Raw genomic sequence first — 12,841 nt, forward strand, 5'->3', positions numbered from 1 at the left:
CATCGTTAACGCAACTGGAGTCCCGTTATGAATGAGTCGTCGTCCGAACCCGGCACCGTCCGCCCCGGTGGCCGGACCGCCCGCGTCCGCGAAGCGGTCCTGCGGGCCGCCGGGGACGCCCTTGCCGAGGACGGCTTCGATCGGCTCGACCTGGCCGAGATCGCGCGTCGCGCCGAGGTCGGGAAGACGACCCTCTACCGCCGCTGGGGCACCGTCCCCGGACTGGTGGCCGACATGCTCGGCGAGATGGCCGCGGACTCCCTGCCGCGCACCGAGACCGGATCGCTGGACGGCGACCTCACCGCCTTCGCCCGCCTGGTTCTGGGGACCCTGACCGATACCCGGCAGGGGCCGCTGTTCAAGGCGCTCATCGCGGCCGCCACCTGCGACGAGCAGACCGCCACCGCACTGCACCGCTTCTACCGGGTCCGTCTGGACGAGTGGGCGCCGTGCGTGGAAGCCGCGGTCACACGCGGCGAGATCCCGGCCGGGACCGACCCGCACGAGGTGATCCGGGCCGTCTCCGCGCCCCTGTACTACCGCCTCCTGGCCAGCGGGGACCCGCTCGACGAGGCGGCGGCCGACCGCGCCGTACTGGTCGCGGTGGCCGCCGCGAAGGCGGGCGTCTTCGTCGCCTGAGTCCGGGTTTTAGCTTTCCGCCCCCTCGGGCGCGTAGTCGATCCGGATCGACTCGTCCAGGTGCCGGTGGAACTGCTCGGCCTCGGCCGTCGAGCGGTGCGTGGAGAGGACGAACGCCGGATAGCCGGTGAAGTCCGGGTACGGCCGAACCACGTCCCCGGGGTGGAGGATCTGCACGAGGTGGTCGACGGACGGGTGGTCCCGCAGCTCATCAAGGCCGTGGATGGCCGTGATGCGCCCCGAACCCCCGCACGGCACGATGTAGTTCGCCGCCGCCCCGGCCGCCACCGTCGTGGTGCGCTCGGGCTCGCGGCCGACGGCGATGCGGAGCGCATCGGCCGCCAGGTCGGCGCCGACGGCGCCCGCGACGATGTGGTGGGAGACGCCCGAGCCTCCGACCCGTGCGCCCATCTCGAGCAGGAAGGGCCGCTTGCCTTCTCGAAGCCGCAGTTCGGTGTGGGCGGGCCCGTCGGTCAGCCCGATCGCGGCGTGGGCGGCGACGACCTCCCGCTCGATCGCGTCCACCGTGGCCTCGGGCAGCGCGGCGGGGGCGCGGTAGACGGTCTCCTCGAAGTAAGGACCGGTCGGCTCGCCCTTGTAGCCGATGCTGAGCACCCGGACCTCGCCGCGATAGGCGAGCGACTCGACGGCGTATTCGGGGCCGTCGAGGTACTCCTCCACGATCAGGTCCTCGGCGCGGCCGAGATTGGTGCGGCAGATCCGCCGCACCTCGGCCAGCGCGTCCGAAAGGTCGCCGGGACGATCGACCCGCACCACGCCGAGGCTGGAGAAGCCCCGCGCGGGTTTGACGACGACCGGGAATGTCAACGCGGACGCGTCGGTCTCGGAGTCCGGGCCATCGAGGCGCACAAAGCCGGGAACGTTGAGCCCGGCCGCGGCCAGCCGCTCGCGCATCACCCGCTTGTCCTGCGCCGCTTGCGCTGTCCCGCTGCCGATCCCCGGCAGGCCGAGCGCCTCGGCGACCTCCGCGACGAACGGAACCTCCGGGTCGCAGAGCGTGGTGATGCCGTCGAACGGGGCCTCGCGGTGGCGGCGACGCAGCTCGGCGAGGGCGGCCGTCCGATCGCTCAGGTCGAGCCGCAGCACCTCGACCACCGCTTCGGGCAGCCGGGCGGGGTCGATCTCCTCGTCACGACGGGGAATGAGCACGATGTCGATGCCGGCGCGCCGCGCGCCCTCGAACACCCAAGGCAGCGAAAGCCGCTGGTACACCAGGACAATTGTGGGTCTGCTCATGACGCTCCTTAGGCGTTCTCCGGCGACGGCCGCAGGACAGCGATGTTGGTGTGGACGAAGTCTTCACCAACGCACAGGATCGGCCGGTCGAGTTCGGCGGCGACACCGTAGACGATGCAGTCACCGAAGTCCAATTTGGCTCGATGCCGTCCCTTGCCGAATCTGCGCCACCCTTCGAGAGCCCGTTCAGCGGCGCTGACGGTGACATCGACGATCTCGATTTCGGCGTCACGAACGAACCGAGCAGCGGCTCCGGTTCCGGGCGGTCCGAAGCGGGATTCCAGGACCATGCCGAGTTCAAGGTAAGTCGCCGCGGGCATGACCGCCGCAGTCGCCTGCGCGAGCGTATCGGCCAGCCAGTCGGCACCGGGCTCGTCGCTCAGGATGGCGACAACCGCCGAAGTGTCCACGACGAAGTAGTCAGCGGCGGTCACGCTGGCAGGCCGTCCTCGTCGTAGCCGATGATGTCATCGGCCGCGCGGGCGTCGACGACGGGCAAAGCCCGCAGCTCGGTGCGGAGCGCGTCCAGTCGGTGATGGATGCGCCGAGAACGAACGCCATGAACTTGCCGATCCAACCGTTCCCGGATCGCCGTTTCCACGGCTTCTGTCAGGGACTCCCCGGTAGCCGCGACAAGCTCACGAGCGAGTTGATCGGCCGCCGGACTTTTGATACTCAGTGCCATGGCTGCCATTCTACCTCTAGGTATAGAAATCTAGAAGATGATCGCCACGCCGAGTTTCCGATCCAAGCCGCGACCGCCAACGTCGAAGGCCGGGAACCGCCGTGCAGTTCCCGGCCTTTGAGGCATTTATACCGAACTAGGCAGTTTCAGTAATCTCCCGCTGAACCCACGGCATCAGGTCGCGCATCTTCTTGCCGACCTCTTCGAGCTGGTTGTCGGTCTGGACGGCTTGGAGCTTCTTGAAGTTCTCGCGCTTCTCGGACTCCGCGACCCATTCCTTCGCGAAGGTGCCGTCCTGGATCTCGCCCAGGATGCGCTTCATCTCCTTGCGGGTCTCGTCGGTGACGATCCGCGAGCCGCGCGAGACGCCGCCGTACTCGGCGGTGTCCGACACCGAGTACCACATGTTCGTCAGGCCGCCTTCGTAGATCATGTCCACGATCAGCTTGAGCTCGTGCAGGCACTCGAAGTAGGCGGCCTCCGGTGCGTAGCCGGCCTCCACCAGGGTCTCGAAGCCGGCGCGGATGAGCTCGGCGGTGCCGCCGCACAGGACGACCTGCTCGCCGAACAGGTCGGTCTCGGTCTCCTCCTTGAAGGTGGTCTTCAGGACGCCCGCGCGGGTGCCGCCGATCGCCTTCGCGTAGGAGAGCGCCACCGCCTGGGTGTCACCGGACGGGTCCTGCTCCACCGCGACGAGCGCCGGGACGCCCTTGCCGTCCACGAACTGGCGGCGGACCATGTGGCCCGGGCCCTTCGGGGCGACCATGGCGACGTTGACGTCGGCCGGGGCCTGGATCAGGTCGTAGCGGATGTTGAACCCGTGGCCGAAGAACAGGCTGTTCCCGGCGGTCAGGTTCGGGGCGATCTCGGCGGCGTACAGCTTGGCCTGCACGGTGTCCGGGACCAGGATCATGATGACGTCGGCCCACGCGGCGGCCTCGGCCGGAGTGAGCACCTTCAGGCCCGCCTCCTCGGCCTTGGGCCGCGACTTCGAACCCTCCTGGAGCCCGACGGCCACGTCGACCCCGGAGTCGCGGAGGCTCAGCGAGTGGGCGTGACCCTGCGAGCCGTAGCCGAGGACGGCGACCTTCTTGCCCTGGATGAGGGCGAGGTCGGCATCGTCGTCGTAGAACACTTCAGCGGACATTGAGATACTTCTTCCTTACTTGGCTAGCTCGGTGTGACGTAGCGGGAGAGCGAGGCCATCGATTTGGCCCCGCGCCCGAGCGCGACGGTCCCCGACTGGACGAGCTCCTTGATGCCGAACGGTTCCAGCACTTCGAGGAACGACTCGATCTTGTCGGAGTTCCCGGTGACCTCGAAGGTGACCGTGTCGGGTGTGACGTCGACCGACCGGGCCTTGAACAGCTCGGCGGCGGCGATCACCTGGCCGCGGGTGGCGGCTTCGGCGCGGACCTTCACCAGCAGCAGTTCGCGCTGCACGGAGGCGTCCGCTTCGAGTTCCACGATCTTGAGCACGTGGATGAGCTTGTTGAGCTGCTTGGTGACCTGCTCCAGGAAGCCGGTCTCGACGTCCACCACGATGGTGATGCGGGAGACGCCGGGGTGCTCGGTCTCGCCGACGGCGAGGGAGTCGATATTGAAGCCGCGCCTGGAGAACAGGGCGGAGACGCGGGCGAGCACGCCCGGTTTGTTCTCGACGAGCACGGAGAGCGTATGTTTCGCCATTTAGATTTCCCCCTCGTCCTCGAAGCTCGGGCGCACGTCGCGTGCGTACAGGATTTCGTCGTTGGAGACGCCGGCGGGGACCATGGGCCACACCATCGCATCCTGGCCGACGGTGAAGTCGACCACCACGGGGCGATCGTTGATCGCGTTGGCCTGCTTGATGATCTCGTCGACCTCTTCGGGGCGCTCGGCCCGCAGTCCGACGCAGCCCAGGGCCTCGGCCAGCTTGACGAAGTCGGGGACGCGCGGCGAGGCCTCGGAGTGGTGGGTCGACAGGTTGGTGTTGGAGTAGCGCTTGTCGTAGAACAGCGTCTGCCACTGCCGGACCATGCCGAGATTGCCGTTGTTGATGACGGCGACCTTGATCGGGATGCCCTCGATCGCGCAGGTGGCGAGCTCCTGGTTGGTCATCTGGAAGCAGCCGTCGCCGTCGATCGCCCACACCGGACGGTCCATGGCGCCGAGTTTGGCGCCCATCGCGGCAGGGACCGCGAAGCCCATCGTGCCGAGGCCGCCGGAGTTGAGGAACGTGCCCGGCTCGTCGTAGGTGATGAACTGGCTGGCCCACATCTGGTGCTGGCCGACGCCGGTCGTCCAGATGGTGCCCTCCTCGGCGAGCTCGCCGAGGCGCTGGATGACGTGCTGGGGCGCCAGCGGCTCGTCCGGCCCGTGGGCCTCGAAGCCCAGCGGGTAGCGCCCGCGCAGGTCGTCCAGGGTCTCCCACCAGGTCTTCAGGCGCTCCTTGCCGGGGTCGGCGTAGGCCTCGGTCATGGCTGAGATGGCGGCCTTGCAGTCACCGACGATCGGCACGTCGGCCTCGCGGTTCTTGCCGATCTCGGCCGGGTCGATGTCGACGTGGACGACCTTGGCGTCGGGCGCGAAGCTGGAGAGCTTGCCGGTGACCCGGTCGTCGAAGCGGGCGCCCAGGGCCACCAGGAGATCGGACTTCTGCAGGGCGTGGACGGCCGGCACGGTGCCGTGCATGCCGGGCATGCCCAGGTGCTGCGGGTGCGAGTCGGGGAAGGCCCCGCGCGCCATCAGGGTGGTGACCACGGGGGCGCCGGTCAGCTCGGCCAGTTCCATCAGCTCGGCGTGCGCGCCGGACTTGATGACGCCGCCGCCGACGTAGAGCACGGGGCGCTTGGCGTCGGCGATGAGCGCGGCGGCCTCGCGGATCTGCTTGCCGTGGGGCTGCGTCGTCGGCTTGTAGCCGGGCAGGTCCATGCGGGGGGGCCACACGAACGGGGCCGGGCCGGCGAGGATGTCCTTGGGGATGTCGACCAGCACCGGGCCGGGGCGCCCGGACGCGGCCACGTAGAAGGCCTCGGCCAGCACGCGCGGGATGTCGGCGCCGTCGCGGATCAGGTAGGAGTGCTTGGTGATCGGCATGGTGATGCCGCAGATGTCGGCCTCTTGGAAGGCGTCGGTGCCGATGGAGGCGCTGGCGACCTGGCCGGTGATGGCGACCATCGGGACGGAGTCCATGTGGGCGTCGGCCAGGGGGGTGACCAGGTTGGTCGCGCCGGGGCCGGAGGTGGCCATGCAGACGCCGACCTTGCCGGTGGCGAGCGCGTAACCCTGGGCGGCGTGCCCCGCGCCCTGCTCGTGCCGGACGAGGATGTGGCGCACCTTGGTCGAGTCCAGGAGCGGGTCGTAGGCGGGGAGGATCGCGCCGCCCGGGATACCGAAGACCGCTTCGACCTCGAGCTCTTCGAGGGCCCTGACGACCGCTTGGGCGCCGGTGAGGACGGGGGCGGCCACATGGGTGCCGTGCGGCGGTGCCGGCTTGGGTGCCTTCGGCCTGGCGGGCTGAGCCTTGGCAGCCTGCGGCCCTGGCTTCGGTGCCTTCACTGGTGTGCTCATGTCCTTTGTCCAATAGGGTTGGCTGACGGTTCGACATGTGGCGTCGTTCCCCGGGCAGAAAAAATCGCCCGCGTGCTAGACGCACGGGGCGAGCGCACCGTCAGGGAAACGACGGTGCGCTAAGTAAGTACTACAACGAGCGCCGGGGTCACGAGGACCTCGGTCGCGATGATGTCGTAGCTCTGCTTTGGCACGTTCCCCAGCATGCACGATTTGAGCCCGCGAGTCAACTTTTCTCACATGACGGGACGTGTTTCGGCGTGTCGCACAGAGACCTTAACGAGCCCTCAGGCTGCGGTTATGGCCTTCGGCGAGTCGCGCAGCCAGCGGGTGAGTTCATCAGGTGGCATGGGTTTGGCGAGCAGGTAGCCCTGCACCATCGGGGCCCCGGCCTCGATCATCGCGTTCAGCTGGAGGTCGGTCTCGACGCCCTCGGCGATGACCTCCATGCCGAGGCGGCGGCCGAGCTCGATGGTGACGGAGGCGAGAGGGCCGACGCCGCCGTCGTCCTTGGCGATGAGGTCGCGGTCGATCTTGATGATGTCGACCGGGAGCCGGTCGAGTTGCCCCAGTGAGGAGTAGCCGGAGCCGAAGTCGTCCAGGGCGATGCGCACACCGGCGCCGCGCAGCGCCTTCAGCTGGGCGATGAGGGTGTTCATCTGGTGGGAGAAGTCGTGCTCGGTGACTTCGAGTACGAGCCGCGACGCGGAGACGCCGGCCGCGATGAGCGCGGTGTTGACCTCGGTGGCGAACAGGTGGGTGTGGAGCTCCTTGACCGAGACGTTGACGGAGATCCAGGTGCGGATGCCGTGGGAGTGCCACTCGGCGAGCTGCTCGGCGGCGCGATTGACCGCCCATACCGCGAGGTCCTGGGTGAGGCCCGATTCGGTTGCGGCCGGGATGAACTCGCCGGGGCTGACATTGCCGAGGCGGGGGTGCTTCCAGCGCAGCAGCGCCTCGGCCCCGATGATGGCGCGGTTCTTGAGGCAGAACACGGGCTGGTAGACCAGGCGCAGCTCGTCGCGGTCGATGGCGCCGCGCAGCTCCTGGGTGAGCTCGTTGCGGCGGCGGACCTTCCGGTCGAACTCGGCGTCATAGGTCTCGTAGCGGTTCTTGCCGGCCTGTTTGGCGGCCCGCAGGGCGAGGTCGGCATTGCGCAGCAGGATCTCGGGGTCGTCCAGTCCCTCGGTGGCGGTGGCGATGCCGACCGAGCCGGTGGTGAAGACGGTGGACTCGTCGTGGAACACGTACGGCTCGGCGAGCGTGTCGACCAGGTCCCGGGCGGTGGCGACGGCCTCGGAACGATTGGCTCGCAAGAGGATCGCGAACTCGTCGCCGCCGAGGCGCGCGCCCACGTCGGTGGGGGCCAGCAGGTCCTTGATGCGGCGGGAGACCTCCACCAGGAGCTCGTCGCCGAAGTCGTGGCCGCGGGTGTCGTTGACGTTCTTGAACCCGTCGAGGTCGAGCAGCAGCAGCGCGGTCTGGTGCTCCTCGGCGGCGACGCCGTCCTCCAGGTTCTGCAGGAGCGCGCGGCGGTTGGCCAGGCCCGTGAGCGGGTCGGTGTAGGCCATGCGGGCCAGCTCGGTCTCCAGGGAGCGGCGGGCGCCGACGTCCTCGATGCGGGCGACCAGGCCGCGCACGTTGGGCTGGCCGCGCAGATCGGTCACGACGGTCTCGGTGTATCGCCAGCGACGGGCCGAATCGCGGATCCGCAGGTTGAGCGTGACCCTGCCGGTGGCGCGGGCGCCCTCGAGCAGGGAGCGCAGATCCTCTGCGGCGCCTCGCTTGTCATCGATGTAGAGGAGGTCGATGAAGGAGGCGCCGATGCAGTGGCCGGCGTCGGTGACGGGCCGCCAGGCCGAGTCCTCGGGATACCAGGTGACCTTGAGGTCGGGGTCGAGGACCAGCAGAGTGTCGGAGGCGACGCCTACGATTGCGGCCAGCTTGCGGTGGCGGTCGGCGGCATCGCCGGTGACGCGGCGGACGTCGTAGTAGGTGAGCACGAGGCGCCCGCCGAGCGTCGAGGCGGCGGCCAGCGCGATGAGGGCGGCGTCGAGCGGGAGGGACCCGACGGTGGCGCCATTGTGGAGGAGCGCGGCGGCGGCGAGGGCGGCGGCCCCGCCCATGACGGTGTAGTGAACGGAGGGGTAGTTGGGTTTGGCGACCGAAGGCTGCTGGCTGCGCGCCAGGTAGGTGACGCCGATGAGGGCTGCGCAGGCGGCGATCCAGGCGACTCCGAACCACAGGACGCGGACCTCGGTGGGGTGCCACTGCCAGGAACTGAGCGTGGCGAGTCCGGTGGCGTGGACGACCAGGACGGCGAGGTAGGCGAAGGCGTGGCGGCGGCGCCAGCGATGGAGGCGGAAGGTGGTGGTCATTCCGACGCCGGCCAGGACGATGGCGAGCGACCAGGGGGCGAGGATCCACAGGTCGACCGAGTCGACGTGGGGCTGGTTGGCCCTGATCCAGGGTCGGGAGAACTCGAGCCAGACGGCGAAGAGGAGGCACAGGCCGACAAAGCCGCCGTCGACCAGGCGCCGCTGCACGGCGAGGCGGTCCCAGCGCTCGTCGGGCAGCCGCAGCAACGCGAGTCCATACAGGACCATGGCGATGGTGAAGCCGATGCCCGCCAGGATGGCGCCGGTGGGGTTCGGCACCCAGCAGGCGGTGGCGACGCCGCAGGCGGTGACCTGGATTCCGGCGGCGATGATCCGGTAGGAGGTCCGCCGGCCGGCCCTGACGCGGGCGGCGATGCGCCACATGAGGAGTCCGGCGCAGGCGGCGCCGAGGCTGCCGAGGGCCGCGGCGGTGTCGGGGTCGAGGATGCCCGGTTCGGAGCGGACGCTGACGGCGATTCCCGCCGCGAATACGGAACACCACACCGCTGTGGCCGCGGTCCACGCCGTCCAGCGGCGGGCGCGACGGAGTGTCGGCGTCATGTATGCAGCCCCAATCCTCGGAAGCTTCGTGCCCTACAGGATGCCCCATGGCACAGCGATTCCCAACCGCGGCCTCCGACGGAGGCGAGCATTATGCACCTTCTTTGGCTGCGGTGCCTCGGATTTTGAGGCCACCGGCTGACGATGTGTGATAAATGGTTCGAGCTGTGCCGAGGTCAGAATCGGGATCTCTCGGGCAGTGCCTCCAGCAGCTCCCGCAGGGCGTCGCGTTCGGCGCTCATCTGCTCGTCGCGCGCCCGCTCGTCGGCTTGTACCTGCTTACGGGCCCGCACGATCTCGGCGCGGACCTCCGCGATCTTCTCCTCGCAGAGCTTGTCGCGGCCGGCGTGCTTGGCCAGGGCATTGCGGTAGACCACGATCGGGGCGACGACGCCGATGGCGAGGAGCACGGCCAGGAACCAGATTTGTCCGATGAGCGACAGCAGCGTGAGTGCGCCGAAGATCCCGGCCAGGACGAGGGTGAATTGCTTCGTCGGCCCCTCGTAGGCGAAGCCGTCGGTGATGCGGGCGGCGACGACTTCGAGTTCCTTCTCATCGTGGCCGCCCGAGTCGACGGTGACGGTGCGGCCGCGGCGCTTGACGGAGCGGGTGATTCGCTCAGAGTCGGCCGGGGCGGCGGCCAGCAGTTCGACGCGCTCGCGCACGATCGAGCCGGCCAGCCGCAATGCCAAGCGGCGCAAGGCGATCGGCGCCTCCGGATCGAACAGGTCGCGGCGCACCAGTTCGGCGACGGTCCCCTCGGACTCGGACCAGGTGGGCTTGCTGCGCTGCATCTCGTCCTCGGGCAGGTGCAGGTCCTCCATCGCCTGCACCACCGGCAGCTCGGCGGGGCTGGGTTCCTCGATGAGCTCCTGGAGATAGCGGCGCCAGCGCGGATCGACCGCGGTGTCGGCGTCCACGGCGACCGGTTCCGGGACCGCGGCGGCCTCGGCCAGGTGCGCGCGGAGCGCGGTGAAGGCCTCGGTCCGGTCCCGTTCCCGACCCTCCTCGGCGCCGAAGCGCTCGATCGACCGGTCCCAGTCGGCCAGGTCCTGATCGCGCATCGACTCCTCGAAGCGCGGCCGGAGCTGATCGGCCAGTTGCTCCTCGGCGGCGAGGCCGAAGCGCCCGAGGGCGATCTCCTCCCACAGGGTCCGCCAACCGGCGGCGACCTGGCCGCTCTTGGCGAGTCCGAGTTCGACGGGCTCGCCGACCAGGCGCAGCACGGCCGCGTCGATGAACGCCGGCTGTTCGAAGCACAGCCCGACGGTGAGGTTGAACAGTTCGGAGCGGATCGGGTCGCGCTCGCGCGCGCTCTCAAGGGCCGCGGTCAGGTCGGTGAAGGAACCGGCGGGCGGCCGGTAGGCGGGTGCCTGGCCGCGCGCGGCGGCGTCGTCGCGAACGATCAGCCGCAGCACCGCCATGGCAGCGGGCGGCATCCAGTACCCGAGGACATCGTCCACATCGGGCATGGAGGTGGGGCGGCCCTCCACGAGCGCGCGGAAGGCCTTGCGGATCTCCTTGCGCGCCATGTACTCCTCGAATTCGAGCAGCTGGAAGCGCAGTTCGGTCCATTCGAGGACGGTGTCGATCCGGTCGTTGACGGTGGACTGGACCCGGTTGAGGCCGCTCTGGAGCTCGGACTTGGTCTGGTCGAGTCGGCGGCTCTGCTTGCGGGCGTGCGCGGACAGCTCCGCGTCCAGCTCATTGATGGCATTGATCTGGGACCGCTCGCGGCCCCCTTCGCTCCAATACCACTCGTTGACACGGGTCATCGCGATGCACACTCCGAAGGCAAGGGGATACGGGCCCGTTCATTGTGCCTTGAAGAGGCAAGTGGCCGGGTCCCCCACAGGGGTCCCGGCCGCTTGACCTTGCGGCGCTTGTTAATCGACCTTGCGGATGGCTCCGTCGCTGGCCGGGGTGGCCATGGAGGCGTAGGCCTGGAGGGCCCGCGAGACCACGCGGTCGCGGCTCACCGGGGTGAACGGCCGCTCGCGCTTCTCCTGGGCGACACGGCGTTCGGCCAGGGTGGCCTCGTCCACCTTGAGTTCCATCCTGCGGGCCGGGATGTCGATCTCGATGATGTCGCCGTCCTCGACCAGCCCGATGACGCCGCCGCCGGCGGCCTCGGGGCTGACGTGGCCGATGGAGAGACCGGAGGTGCCGCCGGAGAAGCGCCCGTCGGTGATGAGCGCGCACTTGCGGCCCAGGCCGCGGCCCTTCAGGAACGAGGTCGGGTACAGCATCTCCTGCATGCCGGGACCGCCCTTGGGGCCTTCGTAGCGGATGACGACGACCTCGCCCTCCTTGACGGACTTGTCGAGGATGCCCTGCACGGCGTCGTCCTGCGACTCGAAGACGTGCGCCGGGCCGGTGAAGGTCCAGTTCTCCTCGGGGACGCCGGCGGTCTTGACGACGCTGCCGTCCTCGGCGAGGTTGCCGAACAGGACCGCCAGGCCGCCGTCGACGGTGTAGGCGTGCTCGACCGAGTGGATGCACCCGTCCTTCGCATCGGTGTCCAGGCTCGCCCACCGGTTCGAGGTCGAGAACGCCTCGGTGGTGCGGACATTGCCGGGCGCGGCGTGGAACAGCTCGATCGCCTCGGGCGACGGGCTCTCGCCCCGGATGTCCCACTTGGCGAGGTGCTCGCCGAGCGAGGCCGAGTGAACCGAGTGGACGTCGTCGTTGAGGAGGCCGCCCCGGTGGAGCTCACCGAGGATGGCGGGGATCCCGCCGGCGCGGTGCACGTCCTCCATGTGGAACTTCTCGGAGTTCGGGGCGACCTTGGAGATGCAGGGGACGCGGCGCGAGACCGCGTCGATGTCCGAGACGGAGAATTCGAGGCCCGCCTCGCGGGCGGCCGCGAGCAGGTGCAGGACGGTGTTGGTGGAGCCGCCCATCGCCACGTCCAGGGCCATCGCGTTCTCGAAGGCGTCGTGCGTGGCGATCGAGCGCGGCAGGACCGAGGAGTCGTCTTCGTCGTAGTAGCGGCGGGCCAGGTCCATGACCACGCGCCCGGCCTCGGTGAAGAGGTCCCGGCGGGCGGAGTGGGTGGCGAGGGTGGAACCGTTGCCCGGCAGCGCGAGCCCGAGGGCCTCGGTGAGGCAGTTCATCGAGTTGGCGGTGAACATGCCCGAACAGGAACCGCAAGTGGGGCAGGCGGCCTCTTCCATCTTGAGCAGCTGCGCGTCCGAGACGTCGTCGTTCGCGGCGGCGATCATCGGGTTGATGAGGTCGAGCTTCTGCGTCACCACGCCGTTGTCGTCGATGGTCTTGCCGGCCTCCATGGGGCCGCCGGAGACGAAGACGACGGGGATGTTCAGGCGCAGGGCGGCCATGAGCATGCCCGGGGTGATCTTGTCGCAGTTGGAGATGCACACGAGCGCGTCGGCGCAGTGCGCATTGACCATGTACTCGACCGAGTCGGCGATGATCTCGCGGCTGGGGAGGGAGTAGAGCATCCCCCCGTGGCCCATCGCGATGCCGTCGTCGACGGCGATCGTGTGGAACTCCTTGGAGACGCCGCCGGCCTCGGCGATCGCGCCGGCGACGATGTCGCCCATGTCCTTGAGGTGCACGTGTCCGGGAACGAACTGCGTGTACGAGTTGGCGATGGCCACGATCGGCTTGCCGAAATCAGAGTCGGTCATACCGGTGGCGCGCCACAGCGCGCGAGCGCCGGCCATCTGCCGACCGTGGGTTGAAGTACGTGAACGTAGCGCTGGCATGGATCCAGTCTGCCACGTTCCAGATCGCGGGAACAACT

Annotated in this window: 10 protein-coding genes; 1 reads left to right on the forward strand and 9 read right to left on the reverse strand. The window is 69.2% G+C overall.

The features are described 5' to 3' along the window. The first annotated feature begins 27 nt into the window (after positions 1–27). Positions 28–639 carry a TetR/AcrR family transcriptional regulator gene (locus FAB82_RS05420; RefSeq protein ID WP_136533520.1) on the forward strand — a complete coding sequence of 204 codons (612 nt, stop codon included), beginning with the start codon at positions 28–30 and terminating at the stop codon, positions 637–639. Between the two features lie 9 nt (positions 640–648). Here the strand turns inward: FAB82_RS05420 and FAB82_RS05425 are convergent, their stop codons facing one another. The 9 genes from FAB82_RS05425 to ilvD form a co-directional block, all read right to left on the reverse strand. Then, entirely contained in the window at positions 649–1,896 is a 1,248-nt protein-coding gene (locus FAB82_RS05425; protein ID WP_136533521.1) for an ATP-grasp domain-containing protein, read from the reverse strand. Between the two features lie 8 nt (positions 1,897–1,904). Continuing rightward, on the reverse strand, positions 1,905–2,330 hold the full coding sequence (locus tag FAB82_RS05430) for a type II toxin-antitoxin system VapC family toxin (protein ID WP_136533522.1): 426 nt from the start codon (positions 2,328–2,330) through the stop codon (positions 1,905–1,907). After that, on the reverse strand, positions 2,327–2,581 hold the full coding sequence (locus FAB82_RS05435) for a type II toxin-antitoxin system VapB family antitoxin (RefSeq protein WP_136533523.1): 255 nt from the start codon (positions 2,579–2,581) through the stop codon (positions 2,327–2,329). The genes FAB82_RS05430 and FAB82_RS05435 overlap by 4 nt, the downstream gene beginning before the upstream one ends. 136 nt (positions 2,582–2,717) lie before the next feature. Beyond that, the gene (gene ilvC / locus FAB82_RS05440) at positions 2,718–3,728 is read right to left on the reverse strand and encodes a ketol-acid reductoisomerase (RefSeq protein ID WP_136533524.1); all 1,011 of its coding nucleotides are present in this window, start codon (positions 3,726–3,728) and stop codon (positions 2,718–2,720) included. A 23-nt stretch (positions 3,729–3,751) separates the two neighbouring features. Beyond that, the gene (gene ilvN / locus FAB82_RS05445) at positions 3,752–4,270 is read right to left on the reverse strand and encodes an acetolactate synthase small subunit (protein WP_136533525.1); all 519 of its coding nucleotides are present in this window, start codon (positions 4,268–4,270) and stop codon (positions 3,752–3,754) included. Further along, positions 4,271–6,133 carry an acetolactate synthase large subunit gene (locus FAB82_RS05450; RefSeq protein ID WP_136533526.1) on the reverse strand — a complete coding sequence of 621 codons (1,863 nt, stop codon included), beginning with the start codon at positions 6,131–6,133 and terminating at the stop codon, positions 4,271–4,273. 287 nt (positions 6,134–6,420) lie between these two features. Next, a complete protein-coding gene (locus FAB82_RS28320; RefSeq protein WP_136533527.1) occupies positions 6,421–9,072 on the reverse strand; it encodes a putative bifunctional diguanylate cyclase/phosphodiesterase in 2,652 nt (883 codons plus the stop codon). A gap of 176 nt (positions 9,073–9,248) precedes the next feature. Then, positions 9,249–10,847 carry an FtsB/FtsL family cell division protein gene (locus FAB82_RS05460; protein ID WP_136533528.1) on the reverse strand — a complete coding sequence of 533 codons (1,599 nt, stop codon included), beginning with the start codon at positions 10,845–10,847 and terminating at the stop codon, positions 9,249–9,251. Positions 10,848–10,958: 111 nt separating this feature from the next. Beyond that, complete coding sequence (gene ilvD / locus FAB82_RS05465) at positions 10,959–12,803, reverse strand: dihydroxy-acid dehydratase (protein ID WP_136533529.1); 1,845 nt, start codon at positions 12,801–12,803, stop codon at positions 10,959–10,961. Positions 12,804–12,841: the final 38 nt, after the last annotated feature.

The sequence above is a fragment of the Glycomyces buryatensis genome (assembly GCF_004912275.1).
In the GTDB taxonomy this organism is placed as follows: Bacteria; Actinomycetota; Actinomycetes; order Mycobacteriales; family Micromonosporaceae; genus Glycomyces; species Glycomyces buryatensis.